Genomic DNA, 18,855 nt, shown 5'->3' with positions numbered 1-18,855 from the left:
AACCCGAGAACGCGCAGACCGCGTTCGCTCGGCAGACGAAAGCAGCCTGCCGCGCCGGGCCCGCGCACATCGCGTGTCGCCCGCGCACGGCCACCGCACTCGCCCTCCGCACTGCGCCCGGGGAGCCCGAGAAAAATAAGGCTCCGCGAAAACGCGGTCTCCGGCACAGAACCGGCTACAGTGTCCTGGCACAGCGAGGCTCAGCACCTCACAGCAGAGAGCAGTCTCAGTGCCGAGGCGCGGCACCTCGCTGCGCGGAAACCCCACCTTCACGAGGAAGCAGTTCACCATGAGTCCAACGACGGGTGTGCGCCGCACGGTGCTCGCCGTCTACGCGATCGTCACAGCGATCGTCGTGGTCGTCGCGATGACCGTCTCGGTCAAGAAGGCCTCGGCCGTTCCAGACATCTCCGCCAATCTCACGCTCATCGCCCCCGCGAGCCCCGGCGGCGGCTGGGACGGCTTCGTGCGCGAACAGCAGCAGGCCCTGCGGCAGGCGGGCCTCGTGGGCAATGCCCAGGTCGTCAACATCCCGGGTGCCGGCGGCACGATCGGGCTGGGACGGTTCACCACGATGGAGGGCCGCTCCGACACCATCATGGCCACCGGCTCCGCAATGACCGGCGGCATCCTCATCAACGACTCCCCCGTGGGCTACGACGACGTCCGCCCCATCGCGAAGATCGCGGAGGACTACGACGTCGTCATCGTCCCGGCCGATTCCCCCGTCGAGACCGCGGACGACCTGCTCGCGGAGTGGAAGGAGGATCCCAAGGGCACGCCGTGGACCGGCGGCTCGGCGGGCTCGCTGGACCACCTCGTGGTCGCAGAGCTCGCGCTGGCCGGAGGGATCGACCCTGCGGACATCACCTTCATCCCCAAGTCCGGCGGCGGCGAGGCCATCCAGGCCCTCCTCAACGGGACCGCGAAGTACGCCTCCACCGGCTACAACGAGGTCTCGGACCAGATCGAGGCGGGCCGGGTGAAGGCCATCGGCATCACCGGTCCGGAGCGGATCGAGGGCACCGACATCCCCACCTTCACCGAGCAGGGGCACGATGTGGTGCTCGCCAACTGGCGCGGCATGCTCGCCGCACCCGGGGTCTCCGAGGAGGAGTTCCAGCAGCAGCTCACCCTCCTCGAGGAGATGCGCGAGACCCCCGAGTGGCAGGACGCGCTGGAGCGCAATGCGTGGTCGGACGCCTGGGAGACCGGCGACGAGCTCGACGCATTCATCGCCGACGACGTGGAGCGGACCTCCACCCTGCTTGAGGAGCTGGGACTGTGAGCACCCCGACGAACCCGACCGGCGCCTCGGGCGCGGCTGCCGGTGAGAGCGGCCCCGTCATTCCCGCCCACACACCCGATGCGGCTGCCGAGATCCCCGTCCTCGGCACCGAGCAGATCCGCGAGCGGGGCTGGTGGACCGGCCGCGCCGGCCTCCTCTTCCCGCTGATCCTCGCCGCTCTCGCGACGTACATGCTGGTGGGCCAGTTCATGATGGACGTGGCCGAGGATGTGGACCGTCCCGGCCCGCAGTTCATGCCGGCCCTCATCATCACCGCGATGTACGTGCTCGCCGTCCTCATCGCGCTCGACATCGTCCGCCGGCCGCAGCTGCCGGAGATGGCCGTCGTCACGGACCCCGCCGAGGTCGGCAAGGTGCACGCCCGGTACTCCGACTGGCCGCGGCTGGCCTGGGCGATCGGCGGCGTGGCGGTCTTCGCGGTGCTGCTCGTGCCGCTGGGCTGGATCATCTCCGCGGCCCTGCTGTTCTGGTGCATCGCGCGCTCGATGGGCTCTGTCCGCGTACTGTTCGACATCTCGCTCGCGCTGCTGTTCTCATCCGCCGTGTATCTGATCTTCGGAGTCCTCCTGGCGGTCGATCTGCCCAGCGGACTCATCTTCGGGGGAGGCCGCTGACATGGAATCGCTCTTCTCACTCATCGACGGGTTCGGCTCCGCGCTGACCCCCATGAACCTCCTCTGGGTCCTGGTGGGCTGTCTGCTGGGCACCGCCGTGGGCGTGCTGCCCGGCCTCGGCTCCTCCATGGCGGTGGCCCTGCTGCTGCCCATGACCTTCGCCCTCGATCCCACCGGTGCGTTCATCATGTTCGCCGGCGTCTACTTCGGCGGCCTCTTCGGCGATTCGACGATGGCGATCCTCATGAACACGCCGGGGCAGGGATCGGCGATCGCCTCGACGTTCGAGGGCCATCGGATGGCGAAGTCGGGCAGGGCCCCACAGGCCTTGGCGACTGCGGCGATCGGCGCGTTCACGGGCGGCATGATCTCCTCGGTCCTCGTGGTGTTCCTCGCGCCGGCGCTCGCGGCGTTCTCGACGATCTTCGGTCCGGCGGAGTACTTCGGCCTCGCCCTGTTCGCCTTCATCGCCACCTCCTCGGTCGTCTCCGACTCCGTGCTCAAGGGACTCGCCTCCCTCGTGCTGGGTCTGGCCATCGCGGTGGTGGGCATCGACTCCGTCACCGGCACGGAGCGCTTCACCTCCGGTGTGCCGGAGCTGTTCGACGGCATCTCGCTCGTCACCGTCACGGTCGCCGTGCTGGCCCTGGGCGAGGTGTTCCGCGTCGCCTCCCGCCTGCGCCGCGATCCCGGTGCCATGCTCATCCAGAGCTCTGGCCGGCCATTCCTCTCCGGACGCGAGTTCCGCGAGGCGCTCCCGGCATGGCTGCGCGGCACCAGCATCGGCCTGCCCTTCGGCGTGGTGCCGGTGGGAGGCTCCGAGGTGCCCACCTTCATGGCCTACGGTCTGGAGCGCCGCCTCGACAAGCGGAGCGGGCGCAACCAGTTCGGCAAGGGCGCGATCCGCGGCCTCGCGGCGCCCGAGGCGGCCGGCAACGCCACGACCGGCACCGCCATGGCCTCGCTGCTGGCCCTGGGCCTGCCGGTCTCCGCGACCGCGGCGATCATGCTCGCTGCGTTCCAGCAGTACGGCCTCCAGCCGGGCCCGCTGCTGTTCGACCGCGCGCCGGATCTCGTGTGGGGCCTCCTCGCGAGCTTCTTCATCGCGATGATCGTGCTGCTGATCCTCAATCTGCCGTTCGCGCCGCTGTGGGCGAAGCTGCTGCTCATCCCCAAGCCGTACCTGTACGCGGGCATCACGGTGTTCTGCGTGCTGGGCATCTACGCGACCTCCAACAGCGTGTTCGACCTGTGGATGCTGCTGGGCATCGGCGTGGTGGGCTTCGTCATGCGCCGCTTCGACATCCCCCTGGCGCCGCTCATGATCGGCATGGTGCTGGGGCCGCTCGCGGAGACCAGCCTGCGCGATGCGCTGCTGAGCTCGGGTGGGAACTACGCGGTGCTCGTGTCCAGCCCCATCACCATCGTGCTCTACCTGGTGCTGGTCGCGGTTGTGGGCTTCTCGCTGTTCGGCAGGATGGCCCAGCGCCGGAAGGAGCGCGGCAACGTCATGACCGACGTGGACGGCTGAGGCCAGCTGCCGTCTGACGTGCACCGTGGGGGCGCCCCGCCGGATGGGCGGGGCGCCCCCCACGTCGTCTGCGTAGCTGTAATCCGCCGCCGCGTGTCGTCTGCCGTGCCTCCCGCGCTCAGCCGCAGGCGCCGATGCCCGTGCCCCTCCATTGTCGTCTGCCGTGCGGACCGCGGGCCGTGCACCCTCCGTTGTCGTCTGCCGTGCGAACGCGAAAACGCACGGATCGCGTTGGCACGGCAGACGAAGACCACCTCAGCTTCCTCTCGCGGCTACCGCACCATGCACGGGCGCTTGGGGTCGAACTCCCATCCCGGGATGATCGTCCGCATCGCCACCGCGTCATCGCGCCCGCCGAGGCCGTGCTCACGGTAGAGCTCGTGGGCTGCGTCCAACCGCTCCTCGTCGAGCTCCACCCCCAGGCCGGGACGCTGCGGCACGGCGATCTCGCTGTCGGCGATGAGCGGCGGCTCCTTCGTCAGGCCCTGCCCGTCCTGCCAGACCCAGTGGGTGTCCAGCGCCGTGATCTCCCCCGGCGCGGCAGCGCCCACCTGCGTGAACATCGCGAGCGACACATCGAAGTGGTTGTTCGAGTGCGATCCCCAGGTCAGGCCGAACTCGTGGCAGAGCTGCGCGACGCGCACGGATCCGGCCATGGTCCAGAAGTGCGGGTCCGCCAGCGGGATGTCCACCGATGCCTCGCGCACTGCGTGCGCCATCTCCCGCCAGTCCGTGGCGACCATGTTCGTCGCCGTCCGCAGACCGGTGGCACGCCGGAACTCCGCCATGACCTCGCGCCCGGAGAAGCGGCCTTCGGCGCCGCAGGGGTCCTCCGCGTAGGCGACGACGTCCCTCATCATGCGGCCGTAGCGGATCGCATCCTCCAGCGGCCAGCCGCCGTTCGGGTCGAGGGTGATCCTGGCCTCGGGGAAGCGCTCCTTCAGCCGGGTGACGGTCTCGACCTCCTCCTCGCCGGGCAGCACTCCGCCTTTGAGCTTGAAGTCGCGGAAGCCGTACCGCTCCTGCGCGGCCTCGGCCAGCGCCACCACGGATTCCGGTGTCATGGCCTCCTCGCGACGAAGGCGCGACCATGCGTCCGCCGCCTCCGGCTCGCGGAGATAGGGCAGTCCCGTCCGGTCCACGGGACCCACGTAGAAGAGGTAGCCGAGCACGGGCACGCTCGCGCGCTGCTGTCCCTCCCCCAGCAGCTCGGCCACCGGGACGCCGAGGCGCTGTCCGTGCAGATCGAGCAGGCACGACTCGACCGCGGTGACGGCGTGGATCGCGATGCGCTGGTCGAAGGTCTGCTGCCCGCGGCCTCCCGCATCGCGCGCGGCGAAGGCGGCGTGGACCTCCCGCAGCAGCGAGCGGAAGCGTGCCACCGGCTGTCCCAGGAGGACCCGGGCGGAGTCCTCGATGGTCCTGGCGATGGGCTCCCCGCCCGGCACTTCGCCGATCCCCACGCGCCCCTCGCTGTCCGTGATCCGCGCGATGTTGCGCGTGAAGTGCGGACCGTGCGCACCGGAGAGGTTCATGAGCATCGAATCGTGTCCCGCGACCGGGATCGCCTCGACCTTCGCGATGGTGGGGCCGTGCGCGCTCATCGTGCGCCCCCCTCAGCAGGGGCGCCGCTCTGCGCGGCACCCTCCATGTGCATGGTCCCGTCGATGCGGCGGTTCAGCGCGTAGGCGTTATCGTCCCGCACCGGCGCCGGCAGCAGCGCCTCCGGCAGCGACTGATAGCTCACCGGCCGCAGGAACCGCTCGATCGCCAGGCTGCCCACGGAGGTGGTGGCGCTGTTCGAGGTGGCGGGGAACGGTCCGCCGTGGATCACGGCGTGCCCCACCTCGACCCCGGTGGGCCAGCCGCCGGCGAGGATGCGGCCGGCGAGGCGTTCGAGCACAGGCAGGAGAGCGCGCACAGCTTCATGATCCGTGTCCGCCAGGTGCAGGGTCGCCGTCAGCTGCCCCTCCATGCCCGAGGCCAGCTCAGGCAGCCGTGCCGCATCGTCGTAGCGCACGATGAGCGAGGCAGCGCCGAAGATCTCGCGGGAGAAGACCTCGTCCGCGGAGAAGGCCTCGGCGGTGGTCTCGAAGACGACCGGGGCCGGGGCGTTCTCGCCGGCGCCCGCCGTCCCCTCGGCCACCTTCCGCGCCTCGGGCCGGGAGGCCAGGGCCGCGACGCCGGCCTGCCAGGCGCGGTGGATCCCCGGGGTGAGCATGGTCTGCCCGGTCGAGCCGGCGAAGACTCGGGCGATCGCCTCGACGAGACGGTCGCCGGCCTCGCCGGTGGGCACGAGGAGCAGGCCGGGCGAGGTGCACAGCTGGCCGCTGGACCCCGTGACGGAGCCCAGGAATCCCTGGGCGAGCGTCTCGATGTCGCCGGCGAGCGCCCCGGGGAGCACGAACACGGGGTTGATGGAGCTCATCTCCGCGTAGACCGGGATCGGCACGGGACGGGCGTTCGCGGCCTCGACGAGGGCGAGCCCGCCGCTGCGGGAGCCGGTGAAGCCCACGGCCGTGATCCGGGGATCGCGCACGAGTGCCTGCCCCACCTCGGCGCCGGGCCCGTAGAGCAGGGAGAACACGCCCGCCGGCATGCCGGTGGCGGCTGCGGCCTCGGTGACGGCCCGGCCCACGAGCTCGCTCGTGCCCGGATGGGCGTTGTGGGCCTTGACGATGACGGGGCAGCCGGCGGCGAGCGCCGAGGCGGTGTCACCGCCGGCCACGGAGAAGGCGAGCGGGAAGTTGCTGGCGCCGAACACCGCGACGGGGCCCAGAGGCACCTTCCGCTGGCGCAGGTCGACGCGCGGCGCCGAGGTGCGCTCGGGTTGGGCCGGGTCGATCCGCACGCCGTGGAAGTCCCCCTGCCGGATGACGGAGGCGAACATGCGCAGCTGTCCCGTGGTCCGCGCCGTCTCCCCCACGAGGCGGGCCTCGGGCAGGCCCGTCTCCTGCATGGCGCGCTCCACGAGCTCCCCGCGGACCGCCTCGATGCGCTCGGCCGCAGCGTCGAGGAACGCCGCGCGGCGCTCAGGGTCGATGTCGCGGTACTGGGCGAAGGCCTCCTCGGCGGCGCGGGCCGCCTGCTCCACCTCAGCCGCACCGACGAACGAGTACGCCGGCTCCAGCTCTCCGTTGGTCGACGGATTCACGGCCCGCGTGCTGCCGTCGCTGCCGAGGACGGTCTCCCCGGCGATGATCGAATGCCCGGTGAGTGCCATTCTGCTCTCCCTTCTGCTGTGTTCCTGGTCAGCCTGCCGGATGCGCTCGCTCAGTGCGTCGCCGGTGCGATGCCGGCCCGCTCGATGAGGGCGCTGAGATCGGTGAGGTCCGCCTCGGTGAGGTCCTGGAGCGGTGCGCGGACGGGGCCGTTGTCACGGCCGATGGCCCGCAGACCCGCCTTGACGATGGACACGCCGTACCCCTTCACCCGATCACGGATGTCCAGGTAGGGGAAGACGAAGCGGTTGAGCTTCTCATTCACCGCATCGCGGTCCTGCGCGCGGACGTCCGCGTAGAACTCGAGGGCGAATTCCGGGACGAAGTTGAACATGGCGGAGGAGTAGGTGCTCAGGCCGAGCTGCAGGAGCGGGAGGGCGAAGGTCTCGGCGGTAGGGAGCCCGCCCAGGTAGAAGAGGCGGTCGCCGTTGAGGGCGTACATCTTGGCGAGGTGCTCGATGTCGCCGTGCGCGTCCTTGAACCCGATGAAGTTCGCGTGAACGTCCGCGAGCCGGGCGACGGTCTCCGGAGCGTAGTGCGCATTCGCCCGGTTGTAGACGATGATGCCCAGGTCCGTCGCCTCGCAGACGGCGGAGACGTGCCGGTACAGGCCCTCCTGGTCGTTCTCGGTGAGGTACGGGGGCAGCACGAGCAGACCCTCGGCGCCTGCCTCCTGCGCGTCCTTCGCATTCTGCACCGCCTGGCGGGTGCTGCCGCCGGCGGAACCCAGCACCGGCACCTCGGGGCGCGAGGCCGCGACCGCGGCGCCGACCACGTCCTTGGCCTCGGCCGGGGTGAGGCTGAAGCCCTCGCCCGTGCCGCCTGCGGCGAAGAGGCCTGCGACGCCGTAGCTCGACTGCCAGGCGACGTGTTCGGAGACCTTGGCGAGATCGACCTCGCCCGCGGCGTCGAAGGCGGTGGCGGGGAAGGACAGAAGGCCGTCCTTGAGGTGGGCGGCGAGGTCTTCGGGGGCGAACTGGCTCATGGCTCTCCTTGGTGAACGGACCGATGTCCTCCCGAGCGTAGGAGCGGCCGATCATGCACGTCCAAGCCCGTTATCGAATCATGTGATGCTCTAGACGCATCGGCATTCCCTCTCCGAACAGTTGTATGACTTTATGAGAAGTTGTCATACTCATTGCCTGGGCACCGTGGTCTGAGAGGACCTCGCTCCCGCTGACCCCCAACCCGAGGAAGAGGACAATGCCGTACTCACCTGACGCCATCGCGTCGATCACCCTGTCGTCCGTCACGCTGCCCCTGGCCCGCCCCATCTCCGACGCCAAGGTCTTCACCGGCCGCCAGAAGCCCATGACCGAGGTCGTCTTCCTGTTCGCGGAGATCCGCACGCAGCAGGGGCACGAGGGGGTGGGCTTCAGCTACTCGAAGCGGGCGGGCGGCCCCGCCCAGTACGCGCACGCGAAGGAGGTCGCGGGCGCCGCGATCGGCGAGGACCCCAACGACATCGAGAAGCTGTACGCGAAGCTGCTGTGGGCCGGCGCCTCGGTGGGACGGTCCGGGGTCGCGACGCAGGCGCTCGCGGCGATCGACATCGCCCTCTACGACCTCAAGGCCAAGCGTGCGGGTCTCCCCCTGGCCAAGCTGCTGGGCTCGCATCGGGACTCCGTGCGGACGTACAACACCTCCGGAGGATTCCTCTCCGCCTCACTCGAGGAGGTGAAGGAGGCGGCCTCACGGTCCGTCGAGGCCGGGATCGGCGGCATCAAGATCAAGGTGGGGCTGCCGGACACGGCCGAGGACGTGCGCCGCGTGAACGCGGTGCGCGAGCACATCGGCGAGGTGCCGCTCATGGTCGATGCGAATCAGCAGTGGGATCGCGCCACGGCGCTGCGCATGGGCCGCCGCTTCGAGGACCTCGACCTCGTTTGGATCGAGGAGCCCCTGGACGCCTATGACGCGGCGGGGCACGCACAGTTGGCCCACGCCCTCGACACGCCCATCGCGACCGGCGAGATGCTGGCCTCCGTGGCCGAGCACCGCGAGCTCATCCGGCACGGCGCCTGCGACATCATCCAGCCCGATGCCCCGCGGGTCGGAGGCATCACCCAGTTCCTCCGGCTGGCCCGGCTGGCGGACGAGGCGGGCCTGGACCTCGCACCGCACTTCGCGATGGAGATCCATCTGCATCTGGCCGCCTGCTACCCGCGGGAGCCGTGGGTGGAGCACTTCGACTGGCTCGATCCCCTGTTCGAGGAGCGCCTGGAGACGCGCGGCGGCCGTATGATCGTTCCCGACCGACCCGGCCTGGGCTTCACGGTCAGCGAGCAGGCGCGCGCCTGGACGACGGACTCGGTGACGATCACCGAGGGGTGAGCGGCCTCACCGCACCGGCACCGCCCGCACGGAAGGAGCCTCATGCCCACGACACTCGCCGCCGCGGTGGCCGCGGCGCTGCGCGAACGGATCGTGACGGGCGCGCTCACTCCGGGTGAGCGCCTGCCCAGCGAGAACGACCTCGCCAGGGAGCATGCGGTCAGCCGCACCGTCGTCCGCGAGGCCATCGGCAGGCTGCGAGCAGAGGGGCTGGTGCGCTCGGCCCGCGGCAGCGGCACCTACGTCCTCGCAGTGCCCCATTCCGCTGCATACGATCCGGGCCGGCCTGCCGCCTGCGACGACGGCACCGATGCCGGCACCGGGCGCCCTCCGAGTGCGGCGGCCGCAGCGCTGCCCACCAGGCCCGATCCGGCAGCGCTCCTCGAGTTCCGGCTCGCGCTCGAACCTCATGCGGCCGCGCTCGCGGCAGAGCGCCGCACGACGGCCGATCTGGCCGCGCTGGAGGCGGCGGCGACTGCCGTCGAGACAGCCGGGGCGCACGCCTCGGACAGCCTCGAGGCCGACTACCGCCTGCATCGCACGCTCGCGGAGGCCTCGGGCAATCCGTACATCGCAGGCGCGCTGATGGGTCTGGGGCCGGCGATGATCGGCATGCCCGCCTCGCGGATCGTCGGGGACGGTGAGCACGCGCGCACCGTGCACGAGGAACACCGCGCAATCATCGGAGCGGTCCGGGACCGCGATGCGCGCGCCGCCGCCGCGGCCATGACCTGGCACCTCACCCGCTCGCGACGGGAGCTGGGGTAGGGACCTCGCGCGGCTGCAAACCTCGCCCGCGCCCGTCCGGCGGTTCTCGAGACCCACTCATCCACTCGAAGCATCGGTCGAGAGCCACATAGTCTTAGACACGCATCAGAAAGGCACCTAGCGTCTCCAAGTGCACCGTGCGGGCAGCACAGCGACCACATTCGTCGATCAGGAGCATGCAATGATGCAGGACCAGCCAGCCGCAGCAATCACCGAAGTACGGGTCACACCCGTCGCCTTCGCCGATCCGCCCCTGCTCAATGCCGTCGGGGTCCACGAGCCATGGGCCCTGAGATCGATCGTGGAGCTGGTCACCGACAGCGGCGAATACGGTCTGGGCGAATCGTATGGTGACGCCGTCCACGTCCAGAGGCTGCGGAAGGTGGGAGCAGAGCTGGTCGGGCTCGACGCGTTCGACATCGCTCGCCTCAGGATCGCGGCCACCGAGACCCTCGCACACGACACGCTCACGGGCGGGCATGGCACCAGCGGCATGGTCACCGGCACCACAGACCTCGACCGCGTGTTCGCCCCTCTTGAGGTGGCCGCCCTCGATGTGCAGGGCAAACTGCTGAACGTCCCCGTCACGACCCTGCTGGGCGGACGTCACCGAGAATCGATCCCATTCAGCGGATACCTGTTCTACAAATGGGCCGGCCACCCCGGTGACGGTCGGACACCAGACACGGCAGAAGCCGATGGATTCGGCACAGCGCTCGATCCGGAGGGCATCGTCGCCCAGGCGGAATGGATGGTCGAACGGTACGGCTTCACCGCACTCAAGCTCAAGGGCGGTGTGTTCGATCCCCACCAGGAGGCCTCGGCCATAGAAGCTCTGGCCGCCCGGTTTCCCGGCATTCCACTGCGACTCGACCCCAATGCCGCCTGGACCGTGGAAACATCCATCGAGATCGGGCGCCGCCTGGGCGGAACACTCGAGTATCTGGAGGATCCCACCGCCGGCTTCGCAGGCATGGCGGAAGTCCGTGGGCAGGTGCCGATGCCGCTGGCGACCAACATGTGCGTCGTCGCCTTCGATCACCTGCCACCCGCGGTCGCCGCAGGCAGCATCGATATCGTCCTCAGCGACCACCACTTCTGGGGCGGCCTTCGGCGTTCACAGGAACTCGCCGGCATCGCCGACACGTTCGGCCTGGGGCTGTCGATGCATTCCAATTCGCATCTGGGCGTGAGCCTGGCCGCAATGCTGCACTTCGCCGCCGCGGCACGCAATATCGACTATGCATGCGACACCCACTGGCCGTGGAAGCAGTCCGATGACGATGTGGTCGAAGGCTCACCCTTCACTTTCGCCGGCGGCAGCATCGCCGTCCCGTCCGCGCCGGGCCTGGGGGTCACACTCGACCGAGACCGGCTCGCCCGCCTCAACCGCGCGTACGAAGACTGTGGCCTGACCGCACGCGACGACACCACTTACATGCGCCGCTTCCAGCCGGCATTCAGCCCCTCAATCCCCCGCTTCTGACCGTGATGCATGCCCCGGCATAAGTGACATAGGCCCATAAGGGCTCCACTCCGCGCACTGCACCGGCCCGGCACCCATACGCCCACCAGCGTGCGATCCAACGATGCACTAATGGCATTCTTTGATTCCCATATTGGCTTGGACAGGTATTGATGCCTCTCACTAAGCTCAGACACCATCCACATTCGGTGACACCTCTCACATGGTGTCCACAAATCGGAAGACCCTTGCAAGGAGGCACCATGTTCCGAAAGATCCGTTCCCCGCGGCGTCTGCTCGCCCTCTCCACCACCGCCGTCCTGGGGATTTCCCTGGCCGCATGCGGCAATGTCACAAGCGGCGGCAGTGACGGGGACTACCCGGCCCAGAGCATCGGCCTGACGGTCGGGGGTGCGGCAGGGGGCAGCACGGATCTCATCGCCCGAGCAATCGCGGACGGCTCGCAGAACGCCCTCGGAGTGCCGATGACCGTGGAGAACAAGCCGGGTGCCAACGGAGCCGTCGCGACCAAGGAAGTCGCCGGCCTGCAACCGGACGGGTACAACCTCGTGATGCTCAACGCCTCCCTGATCACGATCACATCCCTCGTGGCCTCCGAAGAGGAAACGGTCGAGCTCGACGATCTCGATATCGTCATGGGCCTCTCGCAGGACGACTACATCATGGTGGCGAACGCGGACAGCGACATCGAGTCTGTCGACGACCTGGTGGGAACGGAGGGAAGCGTCACCTACGGCACCGCTGGCGTGGGCACCGGCAGCCAGCTCGCGCAGCTGCTGCTCATGGAGGAGGCCGGCGTGGAAGGCAACGAGGTGCCCTTCGACAGCGGGGCGCCCGCGCTCACCGCCGTGATGGGCGGCCAGGTCGAGGTCGCCACTATCCAGCTGGGAGAGGCCATGCCTCAGATCGACGCGGGCACGATCAAGCCCATCGTGACCTTCGCCGAGGAGCGGGTCGACTACATCCCCGACGTGCCCACGGCCGCGGAAGAAGGCTACGACGTGCCCGTCTCCCAGTACCGCGCGCTGGCACTGCCCGCAGGCGCCGATGAGGAGATGCTCAACACGCTGCGCGAGGGAGTCGCCGAGATCACCCAGACGGAGGAGTACAAGCAGTTCAACGAGGACAATTTCCTCACCCCTGCGGAGATCTCCGGCGACGAAGTGCGCGAGCAGTGGACCGAACTGGCCGACCGCTATGCCGCACTGGTCGAGGAGAACGACATCGACCTCGGCGGCAGCCAGAGCTGACGGCCGCGAAGCCCGAGGAGGAGAACGCCGTGGAGGAGAAGCAGACCAGCGCTCACACCGGTGCGCACGAGCCGGAGGACCGGACGCCCGCAGCCGCAGACGGCCCGCCCGAGGCCCCGCAGGACGAGGGACCGCAGCAGGCAGGAACCCTGGCGAACCTGGTGAGCGGGATCGTCGTCACCCTGCTGGGGGCAGGATCCCTGACGGTGGCTCTGAACCTCGGTTTCGGCACCCTCACCGCTCCTCGGGCGGGCACCTGGCCGGCGATCCTCTCGGTGCTGCTGATCGTCCTCGGCCTCGCCCTCATGGCCCTGTCGAAGACCTTCACGGATGCGGAGAGGATCACCCGCCGGGCGATCTCGGTGGGTGTGGGCGCACTCAGCATCGTCATCGCGGTGCAGCTGATGCCCGTCATCGGATTCGAGATCCCCGGCTTCCTCCTCATGGTGTTCTGGATGACGGTGCTCGGACGCGAGAAGCTGCTGAAGTCCGCGCTCATCGCCGCACTCGCCGTCCTCGCGCTCTACCTCATCTTCGTGACGGGGCTGAGCATCTCGATCCCGCACCTCTTCTGATCGCCCCCGCTGCCCGACGTCCCTGAGAAAGGCACTGACCCCATGGACTTCGCACCTGTCATCGAGGGCTTCTCGGTTGTCCTCGAACCGATGAACCTCGTCTTCTGCCTGGTCGGCGTGCTGGTCGGAATGGTCATCGGCGTGCTGCCCGGCCTCGGCCAGGCGGCGACCATCGCAATCCTGCTGCCGCTGACCTATGGCATGGAGCCCGTCTCCGCGATCATCATGCTCGCGGGCATCTTCTACGGCGGCATCTACGGCGGCACCGTGACCGCAGTGCTGCTCAACATCCCCGGCGAGACCAGCTCCGCGATCACCGCGCTCGAGGGCTACCCCATGGGGAAGAAGGGTCAGGCTGGCAAGGCACTCGGCATCGGTGCCATCGCGTCGTTCATCGGCGGCACCATCTCGATCATCGCGCTGACCTTCGTCGCACCCATCGTCTCGGGCTGGGCGCTGCGGTTCGGTCCGCCCGAGTACGCCGCGCTGACCCTGCTCGGCATCCTCCTCGTCGCCACCATCTCGAACGGCTCACGGGTGAAGGCCTTCATCGCGGCGACTGCAGGCCTGCTGCTCGCGGTCATCGGCCGCGACGGATTCACCGGCGAGATGCGCTACACGGCGGGCAGCCTCGAACTGGCCGACGGCCTCCAGTTCGTGCCCATCGCGATGGGCGTCTTCGGCCTCACGGAGATCCTCTACGCGCTGGAGCGACGCCATCTGCCGCAGCCGCTGCGGGTCAAGGTGGACAAGGTGCTGCCCACCAGGGCGGACCTCAGGCAGTCGGCCGGTCCGATCGCCCGCGGAGGCCTCATCGGCTTCTTCCTGGGGCTCCTCCCCGGCGGTGGGGCCACCGTCTCCGCCATGGTCTCCTACGGCACGGAGAAGCGGCTGGCGAAGGATCCGAGCCGCTTCGGCAAGGGGGCCATCGAGGGTGTCGCCGGGCCCGAGACCGGGAACAACGCCGCCGCCACCTCCTCCTTCATCCCGCTGCTCACCCTGGGCATCCCCGCCAATGCGACGATGGCGGTCATGTTCGGCGCGCTCATGCTGCAGGGGATCACCCCCGGGCCGCAGCTCGTCAGCGAGGATCCCGGGCTGTTCTGGGGAGTCATCAACTCGATGTACCTGGGCAACATCATCCTCATCGTGCTGTCGATCCCGCTCATCGGCCTGTTCGTGAAGATCCTCGACGTCCCCTCCACCATACTGGCGCCGATCACCCTCATGATCGTCTGCATCGGGGCGTACACCATCAACAACCGCTTCTTCGAGGTGCTCGTCGTCGTGGCCTTCGGCGTGATCGGGTACCTCATGAAGAAGATGGGCTTCGATCCGGCCCCTCTCGTCCTCGCCTTCGTCCTCGGCTCGCTGCTGGAGGACAACTTCCGCCGCTCGCTCATGATGTTCCAGGGCGACGTCACGCAGGTGACGAACCATCCGATCGCGGTGACGATCCTGGTGCTCTTCGTCCTCGTGCTCCTCGTCCCCCTGGTCCTCAAGCTGGTGCTCGGGAAGAAGAGCTCCATGCGCTCGGTCGTCGTGGCCGATGAGGAGCCTGCCGCCGACCGCGGATGAGGCGGGACTGCGGCGAGACGGGGGCACTCCGGCAGAGCAGTCAGTGGCGCCGCCGGAGCGACCGGTCCCGGGGGCCGCTCTGATACTTTGATGCCCTCACGAGCATTGGAGCCTCCATGTACACCCTGGATCAGGTGCGCTGCTTCGTGGCAGTCGCGGAGCACCTCCACTTCGGTCGCGCCGCCGTCGAGCTGAATATGACGCAGCCGCCGCTGAGCCGCCAGATCCAGAAGCTCGAGCGCCATGTCGGCGCCGAGCTCCTGGACCGGCGGGGGCGCAGCGTCGAGCTCACGGCGGCCGGGCGCCTCTTCCTCACGGAGTCCCGCAAGCTCCTGGGGCTGGCCGAGCGGGCACCGGAGGGCGCACGGAGGGTGGCTTCGGGGAGGCGTGGGCTCGTGCGCCTGGGCTTCACCGCCGCGGCGGGGTTCGGCCCCCTCAGCCGTCTGCTCAGCACCGTGAAGGACGATCTGCCGGACCTCGACATCGACCTCGTGGAGATGGTGACCGCCGAGCAGCTCCAGGCTCTCGACGAGGAGCGCATCGATGTGGCTCTCGGGCGCCTGCACACTCCGCTGCCGCATCTGCAGTCACAGCTGCTCCTCACGGAGCGGCTGCTGCTGGCGGTCCCCGCCGACTCGGAGCTGGCCCGCCTCGACCGCGAACTCGTGAGATCCGACATCCGCGGACAGCCGATCATCATGCACTCGGCCACCAAGGCCCGGTACTTCTACGACATCATCGTCGGCAATTTCGAGATCGATCCGTCCCAGGTGCGGCACTCACTCGGCCAGATCATGACGATGGTGAGCCTCGTGGCAGGCGGGCACGGGATCGCCTTCGTCCCGGAGTCAGCCGAACGGAGCCGGATCCCCGGCGTCACCTACCTGTCCTTCTCCGACTTCCGGGAGGACGTCGTCCGCCTCCACGCCCTGTGGCGGCCGGACAGCAGCAATCCCGCTCTCGCGGCGTTCCTCTCCACGCTGCGCTGAGTCGGTGCGCTCCCGGCGTTCACGCCTCAGCACCGCGACCGCCGCAGCCCGTGCCCCGTTGTCGTCCGCCGCGCGAACGCGAAACCGCGCGGATCGCGTTCGCACGGCAGACGAGGACCGCGTCAACTTCTGGTCGCAGCCGGTATCCCGACGAGAACGCTCTACCTCTCGATGACGGCTGTCGCACGGCTGCGCTTCGCGAACAGCCACATCGCGACCCCGGCCCCCGCGAACACGATGAGCAGCGAGAGTGAGAACGGTCGTGTGAGGAACAGGTCGAACGACCCGCCTGACATCAGCATCGCCCGCCTGAACTGCACCTCCAGTATCGGACCCAGGATGAAGCCGAGGATCAGTGGTCCCAGTTCGAAGTCCATCCGCTTGAGCACGAACCCCACGATGCCGAACACGACGGCCACACCCACGTCGAAGAGGCGGTTCTGCGAGCTGAAGACCCCGATGAGGGCGACGACGATGATGATCGCATTGAGGATCGTCTGCCTCACCCGGAGCAGCTGGACGAACACGCCGATGAGCGGGATGTTGAACAGCACCAGCAGCAGGTTGCCGATGTACATCGATGCGATCACGCCCCAGAACACCTCCGGGTGGCTGTTCACCAGCTGCGGGCCCGGCGTGATGTTCTGCAGCAGGAGCGCCCCGAAGATGAGGGCGATGACGGGATTGGGCGGGATCCCGAGGGTGAGGAGCGGGATGAAGGCCGCATTGGACGAAGCGTTGTCAGCCGTCTCCGTCGCCGCCAGCCCGTCGATCGCACCCTTGCCGAACTTCTCCGGATTCTTGGAGAAGTTCTTCTCCGCGCCGTAGGCGACGATGGAGGAGACCGCTCCCCCGCCACCGGGCAGGACGCCGATGATGAACCCGATGCCCGAAGCTCTGATAATCGCACCGATGCTCCTGCGCACATCGTCTCGAGTGGGCCAGAGCCGTCCGATCCGACTGTTCTCGAGGGAGACCGCATGGCGCTCGTACATGCTGTTGAGCACCTCCCCGATGCCGAAGAGCCCCACGGCGAGCGCCACGATGTTGATGCCGGCGTCAAGCTCGGGAAAGCCGAAGGTGACCCGAGGCGTGGCCGAGACCGCGTCGATGCCGATCGTCGCCAGGATCAAGCCGAAGGCGCCCATGAGCAGGGCCTTCCAGCGTGAGCCGGAACCCATGAACGCGATGAGGAAGAGACCGATGAGTGCCAGGAGGAAGATCTCCGGCGGGCCGATCCTCCCGGCGAAGCGGGCCAGCCCGGGCGCGAGCAGGGTCATGAGCACGATCGCAATCGTGCCGCCCACGAACGAACCGATCGCGGTGATGGTGAGTGCCGCGCCCGCCCGGCCCTGTTTGGCGAGCGGGTATCCGTCGAGCGTGGTGATGACCGCCGAGGAGTCACCCGGGAGACGCAGCAGGATCGAGGGGATCCTGCCGCCGTACATGCCGCCGTAGTAGATCCCCGCGAGCATGATGATCGCCGAGGCCGGCTCCAGATGGTAGGTCAGCGGCAGCAGCAGAGCGATGGTTGCCGTCGACCCCAGACCGGGGAGCAGCCCCACGACAGTGCCGATGAGCACTCCGAGCGTCACATAGAGCAGGTTGGCAGGCGTGAGCGCAGTGCTGAACCCCTCGGTCAGGCCGTTGATGACTTCCATGTCTCTTCCTCGAGTTCTCTCACATCGGAACGCGCAGCAGCACGACGAACACCCAGTAGGTCCCGCCGGCCAAAGCTGCGGAAACGATGCCGGAGAGGACCCACCCCTCGCGGCCGATGACCTTCAGCAGGATCATCGAGAGGATGAACGACGTGAGGGGCAGTCCCAGGTAGTAGTAGACGAACGGGAATGCGGCAAGCGAGAGACAGCCGAGCAGCAGGCTGGAGAGGGATCCTCCCCCGGCCGACCGGAACCGTGCAGAGGGCATGAGGAACACTGCGATGCTGCACAGAAGCCCCGCGACGGCGACCACCAGGGGCCAGAAGCCCGACCCGGGTCCGCTCAGTCGCCCCACGCCCGCGCTCACCGATTCCGTGATGCAGAAGATGAAGAAGGCAGCGATGACGGCGACTGCGGCAAGTCCCGTGACGCGTTCCCTCCGGCTTCCCGGAGACGAGGATGTCCGATGTTCCTCAAAGTCAGCCGTTGTGGAGCCGTCGGGCGTTTCGCTCATCTCCGCACCTCACTCCGCGCCGATCCCGAACTCGTCGAACTTGCCTGCGACGAGCTCGCGCTCCTCGGGGATCCACGTCGTGAACCACTCCTCGGCATCCGTGTGCGGGGAGGGGTAGAGATAGTTCGACGCCGCGAACTCCGAGAAGGAGTCCGAGCCCAGGACGGTCTCGACGGCCCCACGCAGAACTCCCACGGTCTCCTCGGGCGTTCCCGCCGGTGCGGCGAGCGCGAACCTGGACGCGTACACCTCTTCCCCGAGGTAGCCCTCCTCATGGAAGGTGGGGACATCGGGAAGCTGTTCCTGTCTCTCCTCCGTCGTCACCGCCAGTGCTGCCAGTTCTTCGTCCTGCGACACCTGGGAGCCGGCGATGTTCAGGTCTGCGATCGCGAAGTCGACCTGCCCGCCTCGGACCGCCTGAATCGCATCGGTGGCAGCATCGAAGGGTACGCCCTCCGCCTCCAGCCCGGCCTCGGCCGCGAAGTCCTCCGAAGCGAGGTGGGTGGGGTTGCCGGTGCCGGTGTAGGCATAGGTGACGCGGCCGTCCTGCGAAGCGAGGTCGGCGAGATCCGTGAAATCATCCTCGTGGACGACGAGCCCGTACCCCTGCTCGAACATCATCGCGACGCCGGTGAAGTCGTCCTCGCTGTAGCTGATCTCCTGAAGATTCGGAACCGCGGTGAAGGACGAGGCAGCTGCGAACAGCAGCTCGTAGCCGTCTGCACCGGCCTGTGCGGTCTCGCTCGTCCCGATGGCCCCTGCCGAGCCCGGCTTGTTGACGACCTGGACGTCGACCCCGAGCTCTCCGGCCATGCCGTCGGCCACTGCACGTGCGTGGGTGTCCGTCGCCCCGCCCGCGCCGTAGGGGACCACGATCTCGATGCGCTTCGAGGGGAACTCGCCGTCGGCAGATCCCCCGGTAACGCCGGGCCCGCAGGCGGACAGCAGCAGGGCGGCGGTGCCGATCGCAGTGAGCGCGGCGACACGGCGCGGGTGTGATGTTCTCATAATCCTTCTCCTTCATC

Annotated in this window: 16 protein-coding genes; 10 read left to right on the top strand and 6 right to left on the bottom strand. The window is 68.6% G+C overall.

What is annotated here, in order from left to right; all coding sequences use genetic code 11:
• Positions 1–289: 289 nt before the first annotated feature.
• Genes K318_RS0110220 through K318_RS0110210 form a run of 3 tightly spaced genes read left to right on the top strand, consistent with a single transcriptional unit; the run spans position 290 to position 3,454 of the window.
• On the top strand, positions 290–1,288 hold the full coding sequence (locus K318_RS0110220; protein ID WP_035281521.1) for a Bug family tripartite tricarboxylate transporter substrate binding protein: 999 nt from the start codon (positions 290–292) through the stop codon (positions 1,286–1,288).
• On the top strand, positions 1,285–1,923 hold the full coding sequence (locus K318_RS0110215) for a tripartite tricarboxylate transporter TctB family protein (RefSeq protein WP_051297819.1): 639 nt from the start codon (positions 1,285–1,287) through the stop codon (positions 1,921–1,923). Before K318_RS0110220 ends, K318_RS0110215 begins: the two co-directional genes overlap by 4 nt.
• 1 nt (position 1,924) lies before the next feature.
• Complete coding sequence (locus K318_RS0110210) at positions 1,925–3,454, top strand: tripartite tricarboxylate transporter permease (RefSeq protein WP_029089419.1); 1,530 nt, start codon at positions 1,925–1,927, stop codon at positions 3,452–3,454.
• 272 nt (positions 3,455–3,726) lie between these two features.
• Here K318_RS0110210 and K318_RS0110205 read toward each other — a convergent pair whose 3' ends face one another.
• From K318_RS0110205 to K318_RS0110195, 3 genes are read right to left on the bottom strand one after another with little or no spacing between them, the layout of a single operon-like run.
• Positions 3,727–5,058, bottom strand: a complete 1,332-nt coding sequence (locus K318_RS0110205) for an enolase C-terminal domain-like protein (RefSeq protein ID WP_029089418.1) — start codon at positions 5,056–5,058, stop codon at positions 3,727–3,729.
• Positions 5,055–6,677, bottom strand: coding sequence for an aldehyde dehydrogenase (NADP(+)) (locus K318_RS20935; protein WP_051297818.1), 1,623 nt, complete (start codon positions 6,675–6,677; stop codon positions 5,055–5,057). The genes K318_RS0110205 and K318_RS20935 overlap by 4 nt, the downstream gene beginning before the upstream one ends.
• 50 nt (positions 6,678–6,727) lie before the next feature.
• Positions 6,728–7,660, bottom strand: a complete 933-nt coding sequence (locus K318_RS0110195; RefSeq protein ID WP_029089417.1) for a 5-dehydro-4-deoxyglucarate dehydratase — start codon at positions 7,658–7,660, stop codon at positions 6,728–6,730.
• A 218-nt stretch (positions 7,661–7,878) separates the two neighbouring features.
• Between K318_RS0110195 and K318_RS0110190 the strand changes: the two genes are divergently transcribed.
• The 7 genes from K318_RS0110190 (at position 7,879) to K318_RS0110160 (ending at position 15,655) form a co-directional block, all read left to right on the top strand.
• On the top strand, positions 7,879–9,009 hold the full coding sequence (locus tag K318_RS0110190; protein WP_029089416.1) for an L-talarate/galactarate dehydratase: 1,131 nt from the start codon (positions 7,879–7,881) through the stop codon (positions 9,007–9,009).
• Between the two features lie 42 nt (positions 9,010–9,051).
• Positions 9,052–9,777: a FadR/GntR family transcriptional regulator gene (locus tag K318_RS0110185; protein ID WP_029089415.1), complete on the top strand. Its 726-nt coding sequence runs from the start codon at positions 9,052–9,054 to the stop codon at positions 9,775–9,777.
• A 181-nt stretch (positions 9,778–9,958) separates the two neighbouring features.
• Positions 9,959–11,263, top strand: coding sequence for an enolase C-terminal domain-like protein (locus K318_RS0110180; RefSeq protein ID WP_211233319.1), 1,305 nt, complete (start codon positions 9,959–9,961; stop codon positions 11,261–11,263).
• A 242-nt stretch (positions 11,264–11,505) separates the two neighbouring features.
• Positions 11,506–12,513: a Bug family tripartite tricarboxylate transporter substrate binding protein gene (locus K318_RS0110175; RefSeq protein WP_035281367.1), complete on the top strand. Its 1,008-nt coding sequence runs from the start codon at positions 11,506–11,508 to the stop codon at positions 12,511–12,513.
• A gap of 29 nt (positions 12,514–12,542) precedes the next feature.
• Positions 12,543–13,088, top strand: a complete 546-nt coding sequence (locus tag K318_RS20930) for a tripartite tricarboxylate transporter TctB family protein (protein ID WP_051297817.1) — start codon at positions 12,543–12,545, stop codon at positions 13,086–13,088.
• 42 nt (positions 13,089–13,130) lie between these two features.
• Positions 13,131–14,666 carry a tripartite tricarboxylate transporter permease gene (locus K318_RS20925; protein WP_035281366.1) on the top strand — a complete coding sequence of 512 codons (1,536 nt, stop codon included), beginning with the start codon at positions 13,131–13,133 and terminating at the stop codon, positions 14,664–14,666.
• Positions 14,667–14,782: 116 nt separating this feature from the next.
• On the top strand, positions 14,783–15,655 hold the full coding sequence (locus K318_RS0110160; protein ID WP_029089412.1) for a LysR family transcriptional regulator: 873 nt from the start codon (positions 14,783–14,785) through the stop codon (positions 15,653–15,655).
• A 161-nt stretch (positions 15,656–15,816) separates the two neighbouring features.
• Here the strand turns inward: K318_RS0110160 and K318_RS0110155 are convergent, their stop codons facing one another.
• From K318_RS0110155 to K318_RS20920, 3 genes are read right to left on the bottom strand one after another with little or no spacing between them, the layout of a single operon-like run.
• Positions 15,817–17,316: a tripartite tricarboxylate transporter permease gene (locus K318_RS0110155; protein ID WP_029089411.1), complete on the bottom strand. Its 1,500-nt coding sequence runs from the start codon at positions 17,314–17,316 to the stop codon at positions 15,817–15,819.
• A gap of 19 nt (positions 17,317–17,335) precedes the next feature.
• Positions 17,336–17,830, bottom strand: a complete 495-nt coding sequence (locus K318_RS0110150) for a tripartite tricarboxylate transporter TctB family protein (protein ID WP_029089410.1) — start codon at positions 17,828–17,830, stop codon at positions 17,336–17,338.
• Positions 17,831–17,839: 9 nt separating this feature from the next.
• Positions 17,840–18,838: a tripartite tricarboxylate transporter substrate binding protein gene (locus K318_RS20920; RefSeq protein WP_051297816.1), complete on the bottom strand. Its 999-nt coding sequence runs from the start codon at positions 18,836–18,838 to the stop codon at positions 17,840–17,842.
• Positions 18,839–18,855 lie beyond the last annotated feature (17 nt).

It is taken from the genome of Brevibacterium album DSM 18261, assembly GCF_000426445.1.
Classification (GTDB): domain Bacteria; phylum Actinomycetota; class Actinomycetes; order Actinomycetales; family Brevibacteriaceae; genus Brevibacterium; species Brevibacterium album.
This window is presented reverse-complemented; position numbering and strand designations above follow the sequence as displayed.